Raw genomic sequence first — 17,303 nt, 5'->3', positions numbered from 1 at the left:
GGTGCGCCCTTCGCCGTTCCCCGGGGATCAGACGTCCACGGACGGGACGTGCTTGGGTCAGACGTCCTTGGGTCAGACGTCTATCTGGATGGCCTCCATGCGGCGGGACTGGCCGGTGGTGCCGACGGTGACGGAGGCGCCGCGCACGGCGTTCTGCCAGCCGAGGTCCTGCACATGGGCGCGGGCCCACACGGAGCCGGAGGAGACGCGGATGTTGAGGGCCTCCAGGCGGCGGGACTCCCCGGTGGTGCCCACGACGACGTTCTGGAAGTCGTTGGCGCAGCGCGTGCCCTGCCAGCCGATGTCGGCGAGGTGGGCGTTGAGGCAGACCCAGCCCACGTTGCCCACGGCGACCTCGATGGCCTCGATGCGCCGCGACTGACCGGTGGTCCCCGCGACGCTGCCGTCGCAGACGGCGGGCAGCCAGCCCTGCTCGGCCACGTGGACGCGGTAACACACGATCCGTCCGGCGGCCGCGCCACGCTCGGCCAGTTGGTCTCTGACCGCGTCGGCCGCCGTGTCGACGGCGCCGGTTCTGGCGGTCCGCTCCGAGGGCGTCTGCGCCTGTGCGGTGGCGGTTCCGGTGAGGCCGAGCACGGCGGCCGCGGACAGTGCCAGCAGTGCCTTGCCGCTTGTGGTGACGAAGCCGTTCACAGCAGTCTCCTCCTGTTGATGGGCTGATCGCCGTCCTGTTTAGCGAGCCGGGGCGGCCGGCACATCCCTTAGGCGGGCATCGGCCGGGAACCGCCGTGGAGGGGCGGGATCCGCAGGGGTCGGGAATCCGTCACACCGCGCGGTTCCGGCCGTTCCAGTACGGCTCGCGCAGATGCCGCTTGTAGAGCTTGCCGTTGGGGTCGCGCGGCATGGAGGCGATGAACTCCACCGATTTGGGGCACTTGTAGCCGGCCAGGCGGTGGGCACAGTGGGCGAGCAGCGCGGCGGCGAGCTCCTCGCCCGGCCGGTGGCCGTCGGCCGCCTCGACGACGGCCTTGACCTCCTCGCCCCAGTCGTCGTGCGGGATGCCGAAGACGGCGGCGTCGGCGACGGCGGGGTGGGCCAGGAGCACGGATTCGATCTCGGCGGGGTAGATGTTGACACCGCCGGAGATGATCAGGTCGATCTTGCGGTCGCGCAGGAAGAGGTAGCCGTCCTCGTCGAGGTGGCCGAGGTCGCCGACGGTGAAGAAGTCGCCGATCCGGTTCTCCTCGGTCTTGGCGGCGTCCTTGTGGTAGGCGAAGCGGCCGGTGGTCATCCGCATGTAGACCGTGCCGAGTTCGCCGGGCGGCACGGTTTTGCCGTCGTCGTCGAGGACGGCGAGTTCGCTGATGGGCCAGGCCCGGCCGACCGTGCCGGGCCTGCGCAGCCACTCCTTCGCCGTGGCGAACGCGCCGCCGCCCTCGCTGGCCGCGTAGTACTCCTCGACGCAGGGCCCCCACCAGTCGATCATGGCTCGTTTCACATGCTCCGGGCAGGGCGCGGCGCCGTGGACGGCGTGCCGCAGGGAGGAGACGTCGTAGGAGGCCCGTACGTCCTCCGGAAGCGCCAGCAGGCGCTGGAACTGGGTGGGGACCATGTGGGTGTGGGTGCACCGGTGGGTGTCGATCAGGCGCAGCATCTCCTGGGGCGTCCACTTGTCCATCAGCACCAGCCGGTGCCCGATGTGCAGGGACGCGGCCGCGAACTGCAGGACGGCGGTGTGGTAGAGCGGCGAGCAGACCAGGTGGACGTTGCCGTCGAAGGGCGCGATGCCGAAGATGCCCAGGAAGCCGCCGAGATGGCTCTCCTCGGGCGGCCTGCCGGTCAGGGGGCGGCGGATGCCGCGGGGGCGTCCGGTGGTGCCGGAGGTGTAGTTCATGACCCAGCCGAGGGTGCGGCCGGCGGGCGGGGTGCCGGGACGGCCGTCCAGGAGCGCGGCATACGGGCGGAAGCCGGCGATGTCCCCGACGGCGTGGCGCCCCGCGGCGGGCAGGCCGGCCTCGTCCGCGGCGGCCGTCGCGGCGGCGGCCCAGCGCTCGTGGGCGATGAGCACCTTGGCGCCGGAGTCGGCGACGATCCAGGCGATCTCGGACGCCAGGAGGTGGTGGTTGACGGGGACGAGGTAGAAGCCGGCCTGGGTGGCGGCGAGATGGGCGGTGAGGAACTCGGGGCCGTTGGGGAGGACCGTGGCGAAGGCGTCGCCCTCGCGGAGCCCGGCGGAGCGCAGGGCGTGGACGAGGCGGTTGGCGGCCTCGTGGAGGCGGCCGGCCGTCCAGGCCTCGCCGGTGGGGGTGACCAGTACTCTGCGGTTCGGGGCGGCCGTGGCTTGGGCCCAGAAGCCGCTGACTGTCGCCGTCATGACGCATCGTTCCCCTCAGGTGTGTGGGGCGGGTGCGGGCCGTCGTCCGTTGTGCCCACCCTCCCCCAGCTACCGCTGGGAGGTGCCCCCAGCCTGCGGAACGACTGCCCACAACCTGTCATCCGGTCCAGCCTTGCCACTGCCCTCTCGAAGTCCCGGGTCAGGTCGTCGACCACCGCCTTGACGCCGCGTACCGTGTCCATGCGGCCGACGATCTGGCCGACCGGGGTGCCGAGGAGGGGGACCGCCTCGTACTTCTGGATGCGGGTGAGGGCCTCGGCGACGAGCAGTCCCTGCAGGGGCATGGGCAGGGCGGCGGGGCCGGCCGGGTCGTCCCAGGCGTCGGTCCACGCGGTGCGCAGCTGGCGGGCGGGCTTGCCGGTCAGGGCCCGGGAGCGGACGGTGTCCCCGGAACCGGCGGCGAGGAGCTTGGCGGTCAGGACGCGGGAGGCCAGGCCGGCCTCCTCCGTGGTGAGCCAGAGCGAGCCGAGCCAGACGCCCTGTGCGCCGAGCGCGAGACCGGCGGCGATCTGTTCGCCGCTGCCGATGCCCCCGGCGGCCAGTACGGGCAGCGGGTCGACGGCCCGGACGACCTCGGGGGTGAGCACCATGGTGGCGATCTCCCCGGTGTGGCCGCCCGCTTCGTAGCCCTGGGCGACGACGATGTCGACGCCCGCGGCGGCGTGCCGGGCGGCGTGCCGGGCGCTGCCGGCGAGCGCGGCGACGAGGGTGCCGTGGTCGTGGGCGCGGTCGATGACGTCGGCGGGCGGCGGGCCGAGGGCGTTGGCCAGGAGGCTGATGGGGTAGTCGAAGGCGATGTCGAGCTGGCTGCGGGCGACCTCCTCCATCCATCCGGTGATGCGCCACCGGGAGGCCTCGCCCTCGGCGAGGTGCGGCACGCCGTAGCGGGCGAGGGTCTCCTCGACGAAGCGGCGGTGCCCGGCCGGGATCATCGCCTCGACGTCGCTCTCGCTCACCCCCTCGACCTTTTTCGCGGGCATGACGACGTCGAGCCCGTACGGTCTGCCGTCGGTGTGCGCCTGCATCCAGTCGAGGTCGCGCGCCAGGTCTCCGGGGGCGCGGTAGCGCACCGCGCCCAGGACGCCGAGTCCGCCGGCGCGGGTGATGGCGGCGGCGACCGCCGGGAACGGGGTGAAGCCGAAGAGGGCGTGCTCGATTCCCATCCGCCTGCTCAGCTCGGTCCGCATGGGCGGCAGGATGCCGCAGCGGGGCGGGCGAGGGAACCCGGGAGGAGCATTTTTCTGACACTGTGTCAGATCAGTGGTTGATGGCCGCGTGTGGAGCGGGTCCTGCGCAACGCCGCCACCTGCCGGTAGAGCTCGACGGCCTCGGCGGAGCGGCCCAGCTGCTCCAGGCAGTGGGCCTCGTCCTGACGGCTGGCCAGGGCGTCGGGGTGGGCCGCGCCCAGCACCCGCTGGCGGGCCTGGGCGACGTCGCGGTAGACGGCGAGGGCGTCGGTCCAGCGGCCGAGCCAGCCGAGCCCGACCGCCACCTCACGACGGCTGACGAGGGTGTCGGGGTGGTCGGCGCCCAGCACCCGGGCGCGGATGGCGCAGACGTCGCGCGCCTCGGCCAGGGCCTCCTCCCAGCGGCCGAGCCGGCCGAGGTTGACGCCCAGGCCGTGCCGGGCGCGCAGGGTGTCGGGGTGGGCCGGGCCCTGGGCGCGCGTGCGGTCCTCCACCAGCTCGCGGTAGAGCTCCAGGGCCTGCGCGCTGCGGCCGAGCCGGCCCAGGCAGATGCCGGCCTCGTAGCGGGCGGCGAGCGTGTCGGGGTCGTCCGGGCCGAGCACCCGCGCCCGGGCGGTGGCCACTTCCTCGTACGTGCGCAGCGCCTCCGTCCAGCGGCCGAGCTGGCCCAGGGCGTAGCCGACCTCGTAGCGGGTGACGAGCGTGTCGGGGTGCTCGGGGCCCAGGACGCGGGCGCGGGCGGCGGCGACGTCGCGCGCCATGGTGTACGAGTCCTCCAGACGTCCCAGTCTGCTGAGGTTGAAGGCCAGGTTGTGGCGGCAGCGCAGGGTGTCGGGGTGGTCGGTGCCCATGACGCGCTCGCGGGCGCCGAGGACCGTCGTGTAGACCTGATGGGCCTCGAAGTGCCGGCCGAGCTGGCCGAGCACGTACGCCGTCTCCTGGCGCGCGGCGAGGGTGTCGGGGTGCTCGGGGCCCAGCACCCGCTCCCGTCCGGCGGCGGTCCGCGCGAACTCCCGCAGCGCTTCGCGCGGCTGGCCCAGCCGGCTGAGGGCGAAGCCGACCTCGTAGCGGCTGGCGAGGGTGTCGGGGTGGTCCGGGCCGAGGAGCCGTTCGCGCTCGGCGGCGACGGCCCGCTGTACCTCGCCGGCCTCCGCCCAGCGGTCGAGCCGGGCCAGGCGCAGGCCCTCGCTGTGCCGTCCGGCGAGCCGGGCGAGCAGCTCGGGGGGCGGGCGCTCGGCGCCGGCGGTGCGGGGCCCGGTCCCGTGCGCCCCGGTGCCGGCCGGGAGCGTGCGGTCCTCCTCCCACGGGCCGGTCCACGCGCCGGTGAGGGCGGCGGCGGGGTCGGGGGGCGGAGTGAGGGGGCCGGTGCCGGCGGCCTTGGAGCCGGTGGTCATGTTCCGGGCCCAGCCGGGCAGCCGGGGCGGTTCGGGCAGTCGCGCCGACGCCCGTACGGGCCGGGGGCGCCCTTCGGGCAGGGTGCGGCGCGGGGGCGCGCCCGCCCGGTACGGGGGCAGGGCGGCGACCCGCCGGACGAGGTCGCCGGCGTCCTCGGGTCGGTCCTCGGGGTCCTTGGCCAGCAGGTCGAGGACGATGCGCCCGAAGGCCGCGGGAAGCTCGGGGCGCAGCTCGCACGGCGGCCGCGGCGGGGTGTCGCGGTGGCCGACGAGCACGGCCCACGCGTCGTCCATGTCGAAGGGCGGGGCGCCGGTCGCGAGCTCGTACAGCACACAGCCCAGCGAGTACAGGTCGCTGCGGTGGTCGACGTTGCCGGCGCCGATCTGCTCGGGCGACATGTAGTGCGGGGTGCCCATGGCGATGCCGGTGCCGGTCAGACGGGTGGAGAACCCGATGTCGTGGGCCAGGCGCGCGATGCCGAAGTCGCATATCTTCACCGTGCCGTCGGTGAGGCGGACGATGTTGGCGGGCTTGAGGTCGCGGTGCACGATGCCCTGCCGGTGGGTGTAGGCGAGGGCGGCGCCGACCTGCTCGGCGATCTCGATGACCTCGGGCACGGGCAGCGGGTGCTGCTTGTTGTCCTCCAGGAGCTGGCTGAGGTTGCGGCCTTCGAGCAGCTCCATCACGAGGTAGAGCACGCCCTCCGACTCGCCGAAGTCGTGGACGACCGTGATGCCGCGGTGCTGCAGGGAGGCGGCGACGCGCGCCTCTCGCCGGAACCGTTCGCGCAGCACCCGAAGGTAGGACTGTTCGTGCTGGCGTCCCATGGGTTTGAGGCACTTGACGGCCACCTGGCGGCCCAGCGATTCGTCGCGGGCGCGCCAGACCTCGCCCATTCCGCCCCGCCCGATCAGGTCGAGCAGCTGGTACCGGCCCTGGATCAGCCTGGTGTCCGCCATGCTGTGCCGCCGCCCCCGTCGATTCGCTTCGCCTCCCCCGGCCTCTCAAGTATGGCGGCCACCGTGTGCGGCTTGTAGGCCGACGGACGGCTGACCGGGGCCTGATCGGGCGTCAGCGGCGCACCCGGGGCATCCCCAGGCCGATCCAGGAGATGATCTCCCGCTGGATCTCGTTGTTGCCGCCGCCGAAGGTGAAGATGACGGCGCTGCGGTAGCCGCGCTCCAGCTCTCCGTGGAGGACCGCGCCCGCGGACCCCTCTTTCAGGGGACCCGCGGCGCCGAGGACCTCCATCAGCCAGGCGTAGGCGTCCCGGCGCGCCTCGGACCCGTAGACCTTGACGGCCGAGGCGTCCTGCGGGGTGAGGGTGCCGTGCTGGAGGGCGTCGACCATGCGCCAGTTGAGCAGCTTCATGGCGTCCAGGCGTACGTGCGTACGGGCGAGCCGGCCGCGTACCCAGCCGAGGTCGATGACGCGGCGGCCGTCGGGGAGCTTGGTGGCCGCGGCCCAGTCCCGTACGTCGCGCAGGGCCCTGATGGCGGTGGTGCCGTGGGCGGCGAGGGTGACGCGCTCGTGGTTGAGCTGGGTGGTGATCAGGCGCCAGCCCCGGTTCTCCTCGCCGACCCGGCGGGTGACGGGCACGCGGATGTCGTCGTAGTGGCTGGCGGTGGTGTCGTGCGAGGCCAGGGTGTTGATCAGGGTGCAGGAGTAGCCGGGGTCGCTGGTGGGGACGAGGAGGATGCTGATGCCCTTGTGGGGCGGTACGCCGTCCTCCACCGGGGCCGTGCGGACCGCGAGCCAGACCCAGTCGGCGGTGTCGCCGTTGGTGGTCCAGATCTTCTGTCCATTGACGACATAGTCGTCGCCGTCGCGTACCGCCCGGGTGGTCAGGGAGGCCAGGTCGGTGCCGGCGCCGGGCTCGCTGTAGCCGATGGCGAAGTCCAGCTCGCCGGAGAGGATGCGGGGCAGGAAGTAGGCCTTCTGCTCCTCGGTGCCGAACTGCATGAGCGTGGGCCCGACCGTGTTGAGCGCCATCAGGGGCAGCGGCACTCCGGCCTGCGCGGCCTCGTCGAAGAAGATGAACTGCTCCATGGGCGTCATCCCGCGGCCGCCGTACTCCACCGGCCAGCCCACGCCCAGCCGGCGGTCGGCGCCGAGCCGGCGGATGGTGCGCCGGTAGAAGCGCTTGCGCTCGGCCGGGTCGGCGTGCCGGGTGTACGCGTCGTCGGGCACCAGGTCCGCGAAGTAGGCGCGCAGTTCGGCCCGTAACCGCTGCTGCTCCGGGGTGTACTGCAGATCCACGGCCCCTCCATGTGGTCGCCGGCGGTCCCTGGGGTACGGGCGCACACGGTAGAACGTGTTGCAGTAATGCGGAAGGCCGTGCGGGTACGACAATGGCGGACCCCCGTCGGGGATCCGCCATGATCGTGCGCTCTCGCGCGAGGGAGTGATGCCGCGCGGCGTCAGCGCCCCGCGTGCCTGCGGTGCCGGCCGCCGGAGGCCGGGCGCCCGTGGCCCTGCCCGGCGGCCGGGTACTGACCGTACTGGTCGTGGTGACCGTACTGGCCGTACGGGTCGCCGTACTCGCCGCCGTGCTCCGCCGCCGCGAGCGCGGCCCGCTCCTCGGCCAGGCCGAAGCGGCCCAGCAGGCCGCCCAGCACCGGCACGCGCTCCAGGTTCGGCAGCAGCCAGGCGTGCCACACGCCGGTGACGAAGAGGATCGCGGAGCCGGCGATCAGCACCGAGCCGAAGGTGTCGGTCGGGTAGTGGGCGCCGACGTACATCCGGGAGAAGGCGACCAGCAGCACCGCGAGGACGCCGCAGACGACGACCGTGCGGCGGTGCCGGGACTCGCGGAAGAGGAAGAACACGGCGACGGCGACGGCGACCGTGAAGGCGGTGTGACCGCTCGGGAAGCTGTTGGAGCCGATCTCGGGGTCGAGCATGAACTCACGCGGCGGCCGGGGACGGGCCACGATGGCCTTCGCGAGCTGCGTGCTGTTCCAGCCGACCGCGACCACGAGGAAGACGGCCGCGGCGGTGATGGGCCGGCGCCGCACGAACAGCAGGTACCCGCACCAGATCGCGAGGATCACCACTCCGGCGACCGGCGAGGCACAGTAGCTGACCAGCTCCATCGTGGTGTTCAGCCAGCCGGTGCGCGTGTTGGTCTGGATCGTCCGGTCCAGATCCAGGTCGTGCGGCTGGATCACCTTCGTGTGCGCGGCGACCAGCCCGAGCGCGATCGCGCTCGCGAACAGCAGGAGGGAGTTGCGCAGCCAATGGCGCACGTAGGGCATGGGTGGGGCGTCCTTCGGATCGGTATGGCGGTACCGGGGCGGCAGCGCGAGACGTACGGTCGGGTGACGGGTACATGCCGTGCAGATGACGTCGGCGCGGCTGTACAGCAAAAACTACCGCGCCGGGCCGTGGACCACGGTCCCGCCTGTAGCCGCCGGGCGGGCACCGGAGGCGCTCGGTGACGGTGTGTAGTGGCGGCCGCTACACCCAGTCGACGACCAGCCGCTCTCCGCTGACGCTCACCTCCGTGCCGAACTCCGCGCAGGCCCGTGCGTACCGGTCGTGGATCCACCGCCACTGCTCGCCGCGCGCCGCGGTGGTGTGGCAGTAGTCCAGGTACAGGGGCACCGCCTCGAGCCGGACCGGCCGGTACGACGCCGGGGCGGGGCCGTCCAGGGTGAGGAGGAAGAGCAGGCCCAGGTCGTTGCGGAGGCCTGGGTCGACCGCGTAGTCGTCGATGAAGTCGCCCATGTCGTGGACGACGCGGTCGGCCACCCCGTGGAAGACGTGGGCGGAGTGCCCGGCGATCATCGTCGCCCCGGCCTCCAGCAGCGCCGCGGCCGCGCGCCGTACGTGGCGGGGCGGCCCGGAGGTCATGTTGGGGCCCCAGTGCGGGGTGACCAGCACGACGTCGGCCTCCCCGGCGGCGCGGGCCACGAGGTCGGCGAGCCAGCCCGGCACGCCGTGCCCGAGATCGGCGTAGGCCACCCCGGGGCTGTCCTCGCCGGCCGCGAAGTCCTCCGGGTGGTCGGTGACGCCGATCACGGCCAGGCGCACCCCGCCCGCTTCCAGCACGGCGAACGCCCGGGCCGCGGCCGCGTCCGGGCCCGCGCCCACCGCCCGGACGCCGGCCCGGGTCAGCAGGTCACGGGTGTCCGCCAGGGCGTCGTAGCCGTAGTCCAGGGCGTGGTTGTTGGCCAGGGTGACGCAGTCCACGCCCAGCTCGGCCAGCACGTCGGCGGTGGCCGACGGGGCCCTGAAGAAGAACGGCTTGCCCGGCTCGGGCCAGGGCTCGCCGCGGCCGGAGACGCAGCACTCCAGGTTGGCCACGAACAGATCGGCCCCGGCGACGACCGCGCGCAGCTCCTCGCTCAGCAGCGTCGCGGGCTCCGGCACCTGTGCGAGCCGCTCGCCGACGCCCCGTCCCAGCATGGTGTCGCCGGCCATCGCCACCGTGATCGGCGCCATCCGCTCCGCCTTCCGCCGGTCCGACGCCCTCACCGCCAGTATGCGACGCACGGCCCGGGGAGAAAGCGAAGAGGCGGTGCCCGGGGCCGTCTCCGGTCCCGGGCACCGCCTTGTGCGGCCTCGCGAGAGGTCAGCTCGTCAGCGCGGAGCCGGTCAGCTTCCAGGTGATGGGGCCCTTGTTGTCGCCCTCGATGTCGTAGACGATCGCGGCGTCCCCGGACCACTTGTACGCGGGGTCGAAGGTGGCGGAGGGGGAGGCGCACTCCAGGCCCACGCTGTTGCCGTAGTCGCCGTTGACCTCGTTGGTGACGTCACAGGCCTTGGTGGTGACGACGGAGTCGGCACCCGAGGCACCGGAGCGACGCTCCAGGCGGTTGGTCACCTTGAACGAGGTGTACCGCTTGCTCCGGTCCTGGATGACGTCCTCCTCGATCTGCCAGTACAGCCGGACCATGGACTTGATCGAGGCACCGCTGCGCCGGCTGCACACGTGGGCGCTGTGGATCATGGTGGGCTTGAGGCCGGGCAGGTCGATCCACCGGGACTGCAGCGGGGTGGAGTCCGGGCACATGTGCTGCACGGGGTCGGCGGCGGTCGCCGAGGACGCGGCGGCAGCGTTGATGCCGCCGAACGCCGAAGCGGCCATGGCGACGGCCAGGAACCGGGCGGCGGAACGCTTGATCATTCGAGCAGATTCGCAGCGTGCCCGCCCAAGTGGAAGCGCGGCGCGCCGGAGCCGCCCGGGTGTGAACGTCAGCGGCCGGCGCCGGGCTTCCGCGCCGGCTTGCCGCCGTCGGGGCCGTCCTCGCTGACGCCCTTCGCCCACAGGGAGCGCACGTGGCCGAGGTGGCGGGCCATGCACTTCTCGGCGCCCTCGGCGTCGCCCGCCAGCATCAGGTCGAGGAGTTCGAGGTGCTCCTCGGCCGAGGGGATCAGCTCGCCGCGCTCGTCCAGGGCGTTCAGGCCGTACAGGCGCGAGCGCTTGCGCAGGTCGCTGACGGTTTCGACGAGGCGTTCGTTGCCGGAGAGCGCGAGCAGGGTGAGGTGGAAGCGCCGGTCGGCCTCGAGGTAGCCGATGAGGTCGTGCTCGCGCGCGGCGCGCACGATCTCCTCGGCGACCGGCCGCAGCGCCTCGAGCTCCTCGCGGGCCGCGGTCCGGGTGATCCGGCCCGTCATGGGGACCTCGATCAGGGTGCGGATCTCGGTGTACTGGTCCAGGTCGCGCTCGTTGACCTCGGTCACCCTGAAGCCCTTGTTGCGGACCGGCTCGACCAGGCCCTCGCGGGCCAGGTCGAGCATCGCCTCGCGCACGGGCGTCGCGGAGATGCCGAAGTCCTCCGCGAGACCCGGCGCCGAATAGACCTCGCCGGGGCGCAGTTCACCGGAGATCAGCGCGGCCCGCAGGGCGTGGGCGACCTGGTCGCGCAGCCGCACCGTGGCGGTGATGAGGGGGGTGCGCTGCTGGAGGTGCCCCATGGTGTCCCTTTCGTGCCCCGATGGACTGGACCACCAGCGTACAATGTCACATTGTGTGAGCGGGAGTCAGGGTGTACGTCCGGCTCGAGGTGTAGAACTCCAGGGCGGCGCGGCCCTGTTCGCGCGGTCCGTGGCCGGAGGCCTTGGTCCCTCCGAAGGGCAGATGGAAGTCGACGCCCGCGGAGGGCGCGTTGACGCGGACCATACCGGTGTCGAGGCGGTCGAGGCCGTGCAGGACCGCGTCGAGGCCGGCGGTGTGGACCGAGGTGACCAGCCCGTACGGCACGGAGTTGGTGATCCGTACGGCGTCGGCGAGGTCGTCCGCGGGCAGCAGGACCGCGACGGGCCCGAAGACCTCCTCCCGCAGCAGGTGGTGGCCTTCCGGGAGCTTTTCGACCACGGCGGGGGCCGCGTACCACCCGGGGCCGTCGGGGGCGGTACCGGCGGCGAGCGGGGGCAGCCCTTCCAGGGCCGCGGCGAAGCGGTCGCGGGCCCGCTCGCCGATGAGCGGCCCGCACACCGTCGCCGGGTCGGCGGGGTCGCCCACGGCGAGCGTGCGCAGTTCCTCGGCGAGGGCCTCGCGCAGCGGGCCGAGGGCGGCGCCGACGGCGATGACGCGGCTGGTGGCGGTGCACTTCTGCCCCGCGTATCCGGCGATCGCTGAGGCGATGTGGCCGGCGGCGCGTGCGATGTCGGCGTCGGGCAGGACGATCGCCGCGTTGAGCCCGCCCATCTCGGCCTGGACCGGGATGCCCCGGGCGGTGGCGGTCCGTACGACCGCGGTGCCGACGGTGGTGGAGCCGGTGAAGGAGAGGGCGTCGGCGGTGGCGAGGAGGGCCTCGCCCTCCTCCGGGCCGCCGGTGACCAGGGTGAACGCCCCTTCGGGCAGGGCCTGCCCGATGATCTCGGCCAGGCGCCGGGCGCACGCGGTGGCTTCCGGCGCGGGTTTGAGGACGACCGTGTTGCCGGCCGCCAGGGCCGGTGCGGCCTTCCAGCTGGGGATGGCGAACGGGAAGTTCCAGGGGGTGATCAGGCCCGCGACGCCGTGCGGGCGGCGGCGGGTCAGCAGCAGCCCGGGGCCGGCGGCGCTCTCGTGGACGGCGCCGGTGGGCTCGTAGGGAGCCTGGGCGTAGTAGCGCCAGACGGCGGCGGTGCGGGCCACCTCGGCCCGGGCCTCGGCGAGCGGTTTGCCGACCTCGCGAACGGCGAGGTCGGCCAGCTCCGCGGCCGCGGCCTCGACGGCGGCGGCGATCGCGGAGAGCGCCGCGGAGCGGGCGGCCGCGCCGCCGCCGAGCCAGCCCGGCTGGGCGGCGCGGGCCCGCTCGACAGCCGCGGCGACGGCGTCGGCGCCGACCGGGGCGACCTCGGTGAGGATGTCGGCCGGATCGGCCGGGTTGCGCGAGAGGAACGGTGTCGGGGCGGCGGTCACAGCAGGAAGCCTCCGGGGAAGGGGTCGTCCGGGTCGAGGAAGTACTGGGCCGTGCCGGTGATCCAGGCGCGTCCGGTGATGGTGGGCACGACCGCCGGCACCCCGCCGACCTCCGTCTCCCCCACCAGGCGGCCGGTGAACTCGGTGCCGATGAAGGATTCGTTGACGAAGTCGCGGTCGAGGGGGAGCGCGCCCCGGGCGTGCAGCTGTGCCATGCGGGCGGAGGTGCCGGTGCCGCAGGGCGAGCGGTCGAACCAGCCGGGGTGGATGGCCATGGCGTGCCGGGAGCGGTGGGCGTCGGAGCCGGGAGCGGCGAGGTAGACGTGCTTGAGGCCGCTGATCTCGGGGCGTTCGGGGTGGACGGGCCGGTCCGGCGAGGCGTTGACGGCGTCCATGACGGCGAGCCCGGCCGCGAGGAGGTCGTCCTTGCGGTCCCGCGCGAAGGGCAGCCCCAGCGCGTCGAGTTCGACGAAGGCGTAGAAGTTGCCCCCGAAGGCGAGGTCGTAGGTGACCGTGCCGAAGCCGGGCACCTCCACCTTGCGGTCCAGGCCGACGCAGAAGGCGGGCACGTTGGTGAAGGTGACGGCCTTCGCCGCGCCGTCCTCGACCCGGACGTCGGCCGTGACCAGGCCGGCGGGGGTGTCCAGCCGCACGGTGGTGACGGGTTCGGTGACCGGCACCATGCCGGTCTCGACGAGCACGGTGGCGACGCCGATGGTGCCGTGGCCGCACATCGGTAGCAGGCCGGACACCTCGATGTAGAGCACGCCGTAGTCGGCGTCGGGGCGGGTGGGCGGCTGGAGGATCGCGCCGCTCATGGAGGAGTGGCCGCGTGGTTCGTACATCAGGAGCGTACGGAGGTGGTCGAGGTGCTCGATGAAGTGGAGCCGGCGCTCGGCCATGGTGGCGCCGGGTATCACCCCCACGCCACCGGTGATGACGCGGGTGGGCATGCCCTCGGTGTGGGAGTCGACGGCATGGAAGACGTGACGAGTGCGCACGGACGTCCTTTCGGCGGTCGGGCGGCCGGGCGGCCCCGGAGGTACGGACGGGGCCGGCGGCGGGTCAGCGGTGGCCGTCGGCGACGGCCTTCTCGGTGGCGGCGCGCACCGCGGCCTCGATCTCGCCGGTGAGCGGGTGGCGCGGCGGCCGGGTCGGGCCGCCGGGGCGGCCGGCGATGTCCATCGAGACCTTGATGGCCTGCACGAACTCGGTCTTGGAGTCCCAGCGCAGCAGCGGGTGCAGCGAGGTGTACAGGGGCAGCGCCTTCTCCAGGTCCTTCGCGGCGGCGGCGTGGTAGAGCCGGGAGCAGGCGTCGGGGAAGGCGTTGGGGTATCCGGCGATCCAGCCGACGGCGCCGGCGAGCACGAGTTCGAGGAGGACGTCGTCGGCGCCGACGAGCAGGTCGAGTTCCGGGGCGAGTTCGGCCAGTTCGTAGGCGCGCCGGACGTCGCCGCTGAACTCCTTGACGGCGACGATGCTGCCGTCGTGGTAGAGCCGGGCCAGGAGGCCGGGGGTCAGGTCGACCTTGGTGTCGATGGGGTTGTTGTACGCCACGACCGGCACTCCGGCGCCGGCGACCTCCGCGTAGTGGGCGCGTACGGCGTGCTCGTCGGCGCGGTAGGAGTTGGGGGGCAGCAGCAGGACGGAGCCGCAGCCCGCCTCGGCGGCCTGCTCGGCCCAGCGGCGGGACTCGCCGCTGCCGTAGGCGGCGACGCCGGGCATCACGCGGGCGCCGTCGCCGGCCGCCTCGACGGCGGTGCGCACGACGCGGGCGCGCTCCTCGTCGGTGAGGGTCTGGTACTCGCCGAGGGAGCCGTTGGGCACGACGCCGTCGCAGCCGTTGTCGATGAGCCAGCGGACGTGCTCGGCGTAGGCGTCGTAGTCGACGGAGAGGTCCTCGCGCAGGGGGAGCGCGGTGGCGGTCATGATGCCGCGCCAGGGGTGGTCGGTGTTCCAGGAGGTGACGGTCATGCCGGTAACCCTTCTGCGTTGCCTGACGTGTTGTCCGATGTGTTGTCTGATGTGCTGTCTGTTGTGTTCATTCGCCCTGGTCGCCCAGAGCGGAGAGCGGTACGGGCACGGCGAGGGGACGGCGCTCGGCGGACGGCGCCACGGCGCCCTCTTCCGGCCGCTCCCCCGCCCCGGAGGCGAGGCACGCGACAGCCGTCGCGCACATCCGTCCCTGGCACCAGCCCATGCCGGCCCGGGTCAGGAGCTTGACGGTGCGGGCGTCGCGGGCCCCGAGGTCGGTGACCGCCTCGCGGACGCGGCCGGCGGTGACCTCTTCGCAGCGGCAGACGTCGGTGTCGTCGCGGAGCCAGTCGGTCCAGCCGGGCCCGGGGGCGTGGGCTGTGGCCATGGCGTCGGCGAAGGCGCGCATCCGGGCCCGGCGGCGGCGCAGGGCCCGCAGGTGCGGACCGGCGGCGGGAGGGGTACGGCCGCGCAGGCGGTCGGCCACGGCGAAGGCCGCCAGTTCGCCCTCGACGCGGGCGAGTTGCCAGCCACCGATACCGCCGCTCTCGCCCGCGGCCCACAGGCCGGGGACCGTGGTCTCCTGCAGGTCGTCCAGGAGCAGGGCGTGCGTCCCGTCGGGTGTGCGCCGTATCGCGCAGCCCAGGGCCGTGGCGAGCTCGGTCTGCGGGATGAGTCCGTGTCCCACGGCCAGGGCGTCGCAGGCGATGCGGCGGCCCGTGCCGGGTACCGGCCGCCACTGCCGGTCGAGGCGGGAGACGGTGACCGCCTCCACGCGGTCGGTGCCGTGGACTTCGGTGACCGCGCTGCGCGGGTGCGGCCGTACCCGGTGGCGCAGCAGCGCCGAGCCGTGGACGGCCGCCTCGAGGAGCTTGTGGGGGTTGGTGGCCAGGGCGCGGGGGTGGCGGGCGTATCCCAGGTAGCCGGACGCCTCGACGACGGCGGGGACGCGGGCGCCCGCGGCGGCGAGCGAGGCGGCGACGGCGAGCAGCAGCGGTCCGCTGCCCGCGACGACGATCCGGCTGCCGGGCAGGACGAGGCCGGACTTGAGCATGGCCTGGGCGCCGCCGGCGCCGACGACGCCGGGCAGGGTCCAGCCGGGGAAGGGGAGTTGGCGTTCATGGGCGCCGGTGGCGAACAGGACCGTGCGGGCCGGTATCCGTACGGGGCGTTCGCCGTCGCCGTCGGCGCCGGTGAGGGCGTGCACGGTCCACAGCCGTTCGTCCTCGCGGGCCACGGTCCACACGTGGTGCCCGGCGAGGTGGGTGACGTCGCTGCTCTCCAGGCGGCGGCGCAGGGCGGCGAAGGCGGACCAGTCGTGGTGCAGGGCCCCCGGTCGTGCGGCTTTCATGGCCGGGTCGGGGTGCCGGAAGAACTGGCCCCCTGTCTGGGTGGAGGCGTCCAGGAGGGCGACGGTCAGGCCGAGCCGGGCGGCGGCGGTGGCACCGGCGAGGCCGGCGGGGCCCGCGCCGATCACGGCGAGGTCGTACGGCTCAGACGGCGAGCCCGGCATGGCCGTGTCCTTCCTGGGTGGTGATCGCGTCGCCGGGCCGGGCGGGCACCAGACAGGCTCTCCTGTTGGGCTGCGCGTTGACGGTGGCGAGGCAGTCGTAGCACTGTCCGATGCCGCAGAAGGCGCCGCGCGGGCGGCCGCCGTCGCGGGTGGTGCGCCAGGCGAGGATGCCGGCGGCCCACAGGGCGGCGGCGATGGTCTGCCCGGGGCGGGCGGGGACCGTCCGGCCGTCGAAGGTGATCTCGAACGGCGGGCCGGGTTCGGCCTGGACCAGGCCGGCGGGGGTACGGGCCACTGCGGGCCTCCTCTCGGGTGCGGAAGGGGGGTGGGCGGAGGGCTCAGGCGGGCGGCGCGAAGCGGCCGGGGCGGAACGGTCCCAGGTCCAGGGGCGATTCGCGGTCCGTCAGCAGGTGGGCGACGGCGAGCCCGGTGGCCGGGGCGAGCCCGATGCCGGCGCCTTCGTGGCCGCAGGCGTGGAGCAGTCCGGGCGCGCGGGGGTCGGCTCCGATGGCGGGCAGGTGGTCGGGCAGGTAGGGGCGGAACCCGGCGTACGTCCGCATCGCCCGCACCCCGGCCAGCACCGGGAACAGCGTCGTGGCCTGGTGGGCGAGGCGGCGGAGCACCTCGACCGACACCGTGCGGTCGAAGCCGACCCGTTCGCGGCTGGCGCCGATGAGGACGGGCCCGGCGGGGGTGCCCTCGACCACGGCCGAGGTCTGCAGGGCCGCGGAGCCGCTCGCCACGTCGGCGACGTAGTCCGCCGCGTAGACCTTGTGCCGCACCACGCGGGGCAGTGGTTCGGTGACGAGCACGAAGCCGCGGCGGGGCAGGACGGGCAGGTGCGCGCCGGCGAGGGCGGCGAGTTCGCCGCCCCAGGTGCCGGCCGCGTTCACCACGTACGGGGCGTGGAGGTCGCCGGCGGGTGTCCGGACCCCGCGCACGTCGCCGTCCGCGCCGGTGAGGATCGCGGTGACCTCCTCGCCGGTGCGTACGCGCGCTCCCGAGGCGCGCAGCAGGTGGGCGGCGGCGAGGGCGGGCTGGACCTGGGCGTCCTGGGGGTAGTGGCAGCCGCCCGCGAGGTGGGGGGCCAGGTGGGGTTCCAGGTCGTGCAGGCGGTCCGCCGGTATCTCCTCCGCCGTGACGCCGGCCAGGGCCTGGGTCGCGGCGAACTTCCGCAGCGCCTCCATGCCCGCCTCGTCGGAGGCGACGACCAGGCCACCCTTCGCCTCGTACTCGACGCTCGCGGGGAGCACGTCGGCCAGTTCCCGCCACAAGTGCGCGGAGAGCAGGGCGAGTTCGAGCTCGGGGCCCGGTTCCTTGTCGGAGACCAGCAGGTTGCCCTCGCCGGCCCCCGTGGTCCCGCCGGCGACGGGGCCACGGTCGACGACGGTGACCGAGAGGCCGGAGCGGGCGGCGTAGTAGGCGCACGCGGCGCCGATCACCCCCGCTCCGACGACGACGACGTCCGAGGAGTTTCTCGTTGGCACGTCAGTAATATTTCACATTGCACTACGACTGCCAAGAGTC

The 17,303-nt window shown here is 74.0% G+C and carries 14 protein-coding genes and 1 pseudogene; all 15 read right to left on the bottom strand.

Features of this window, described 5'->3' with window-relative positions:
• Positions 1–72 precede the first annotated feature (72 nt).
• The 15 genes and pseudogenes from AB0G59_RS26005 to AB0G59_RS25935 all read right to left on the bottom strand — a co-directional run bounded on the left by AB0G59_RS26005 (position 73) and on the right by AB0G59_RS25935 (position 17,263).
• Complete coding sequence (locus tag AB0G59_RS26005; protein ID WP_360916183.1) at positions 73–654, bottom strand: hypothetical protein; 582 nt, start codon at positions 652–654, stop codon at positions 73–75.
• A 130-nt stretch (positions 655–784) separates the two neighbouring features.
• A complete protein-coding gene (locus AB0G59_RS26000) occupies positions 785–2,335 on the bottom strand; it encodes an acyl-CoA synthetase (protein ID WP_360916180.1) in 1,551 nt (516 codons plus the stop codon).
• Positions 2,336–2,439: 104 nt separating this feature from the next.
• Positions 2,440–3,543: pseudogene (locus AB0G59_RS25995) on the bottom strand (nitronate monooxygenase family protein); the annotation flags it as partial.
• Between the two features lie 65 nt (positions 3,544–3,608).
• On the bottom strand, positions 3,609–5,897 hold the full coding sequence (locus tag AB0G59_RS25990; RefSeq protein ID WP_360916178.1) for a tetratricopeptide repeat protein: 2,289 nt from the start codon (positions 5,895–5,897) through the stop codon (positions 3,609–3,611).
• 112 nt (positions 5,898–6,009) lie between these two features.
• The gene (locus AB0G59_RS25985) at positions 6,010–7,197 is read right to left on the bottom strand and encodes an acyl-CoA dehydrogenase family protein (protein ID WP_360916175.1); all 1,188 of its coding nucleotides are present in this window, start codon (positions 7,195–7,197) and stop codon (positions 6,010–6,012) included.
• A gap of 161 nt (positions 7,198–7,358) precedes the next feature.
• The gene (locus AB0G59_RS25980) at positions 7,359–8,195 is read right to left on the bottom strand and encodes a phosphatase PAP2 family protein (protein WP_360916173.1); all 837 of its coding nucleotides are present in this window, start codon (positions 8,193–8,195) and stop codon (positions 7,359–7,361) included.
• A gap of 202 nt (positions 8,196–8,397) precedes the next feature.
• Complete coding sequence (locus AB0G59_RS25975) at positions 8,398–9,384, bottom strand: CapA family protein (RefSeq protein ID WP_360916170.1); 987 nt, start codon at positions 9,382–9,384, stop codon at positions 8,398–8,400.
• Positions 9,385–9,514: 130 nt separating this feature from the next.
• Complete coding sequence (locus AB0G59_RS25970; RefSeq protein ID WP_360916167.1) at positions 9,515–10,069, bottom strand: hypothetical protein; 555 nt, start codon at positions 10,067–10,069, stop codon at positions 9,515–9,517.
• Positions 10,070–10,137: 68 nt separating this feature from the next.
• Positions 10,138–10,860, bottom strand: a complete 723-nt coding sequence (locus AB0G59_RS25965; RefSeq protein WP_360916164.1) for a GntR family transcriptional regulator — start codon at positions 10,858–10,860, stop codon at positions 10,138–10,140.
• A 46-nt stretch (positions 10,861–10,906) separates the two neighbouring features.
• Positions 10,907–12,289 (bottom strand): aldehyde dehydrogenase family protein, encoded by a 1,383-nt coding sequence (locus AB0G59_RS25960; protein ID WP_360916161.1) that lies wholly within the window; start codon positions 12,287–12,289, stop codon positions 10,907–10,909.
• Positions 12,286–13,290 (bottom strand): proline racemase family protein, encoded by a 1,005-nt coding sequence (locus AB0G59_RS25955; protein WP_360916158.1) that lies wholly within the window; start codon positions 13,288–13,290, stop codon positions 12,286–12,288. The genes AB0G59_RS25960 and AB0G59_RS25955 overlap by 4 nt, the downstream gene beginning before the upstream one ends.
• 64 nt (positions 13,291–13,354) lie before the next feature.
• Positions 13,355–14,263 carry a dihydrodipicolinate synthase family protein gene (locus AB0G59_RS25950; protein ID WP_071966886.1) on the bottom strand — a complete coding sequence of 303 codons (909 nt, stop codon included), beginning with the start codon at positions 14,261–14,263 and terminating at the stop codon, positions 13,355–13,357.
• A 67-nt stretch (positions 14,264–14,330) separates the two neighbouring features.
• A complete protein-coding gene (locus AB0G59_RS25945) occupies positions 14,331–15,776 on the bottom strand; it encodes an NAD(P)/FAD-dependent oxidoreductase (protein WP_360916155.1) in 1,446 nt (481 codons plus the stop codon).
• A complete protein-coding gene (locus AB0G59_RS25940; RefSeq protein WP_360916153.1) occupies positions 15,757–16,071 on the bottom strand; it encodes a (2Fe-2S)-binding protein in 315 nt (104 codons plus the stop codon). The genes AB0G59_RS25945 and AB0G59_RS25940 overlap by 20 nt, the downstream gene beginning before the upstream one ends.
• A gap of 43 nt (positions 16,072–16,114) precedes the next feature.
• Positions 16,115–17,263 carry an FAD-dependent oxidoreductase gene (locus tag AB0G59_RS25935; RefSeq protein WP_360916151.1) on the bottom strand — a complete coding sequence of 383 codons (1,149 nt, stop codon included), beginning with the start codon at positions 17,261–17,263 and terminating at the stop codon, positions 16,115–16,117.
• Between the last annotated feature and the right edge of the window lie 40 nt (positions 17,264–17,303).

The organism is Streptomyces sp. NPDC021096 (genome assembly GCF_040641275.1).
Lineage (GTDB): Bacteria > Actinomycetota > Actinomycetes > Streptomycetales > Streptomycetaceae > Streptomyces.
The sequence above is the reverse complement of the archived record's forward strand: the minus strand, read 5'-3'. Positions and strand labels throughout refer to the sequence as shown.

Bases quoted from the DNA above. Each gene is read 5' to 3' on its own strand.
- AB0G59_RS25950 (WP_071966886.1), bottom strand. From the start codon at position 14,263: ATGACCGTCACCTCCTGGAACACCGACCACCCCTGGCGCGGCATCATG.
- AB0G59_RS25975 (WP_360916170.1), bottom strand. From the start codon at position 9,384: ATGGCGCCGATCACGGTGGCGATGGCCGGCGACACCATGCTGGGACGG.
- AB0G59_RS26000 (WP_360916180.1), bottom strand. From the start codon at position 2,335: ATGACGGCGACAGTCAGCGGCTTCTGGGCCCAAGCCACGGCCGCCCCG.
- AB0G59_RS25970 (WP_360916167.1), bottom strand. From the start codon at position 10,069: ATGATCAAGCGTTCCGCCGCCCGGTTCCTGGCCGTCGCCATGGCCGCT.
- AB0G59_RS25990 (WP_360916178.1), bottom strand. From the start codon at position 5,897: ATGGCGGACACCAGGCTGATCCAGGGCCGGTACCAGCTGCTCGACCTG.
- AB0G59_RS25965 (WP_360916164.1), bottom strand. From the start codon at position 10,860: ATGGGGCACCTCCAGCAGCGCACCCCCCTCATCACCGCCACGGTGCGG.
- AB0G59_RS25980 (WP_360916173.1), bottom strand. From the start codon at position 8,195: ATGCCCTACGTGCGCCATTGGCTGCGCAACTCCCTCCTGCTGTTCGCG.
- AB0G59_RS25945 (WP_360916155.1), bottom strand. From the start codon at position 15,776: ATGCCGGGCTCGCCGTCTGAGCCGTACGACCTCGCCGTGATCGGCGCG.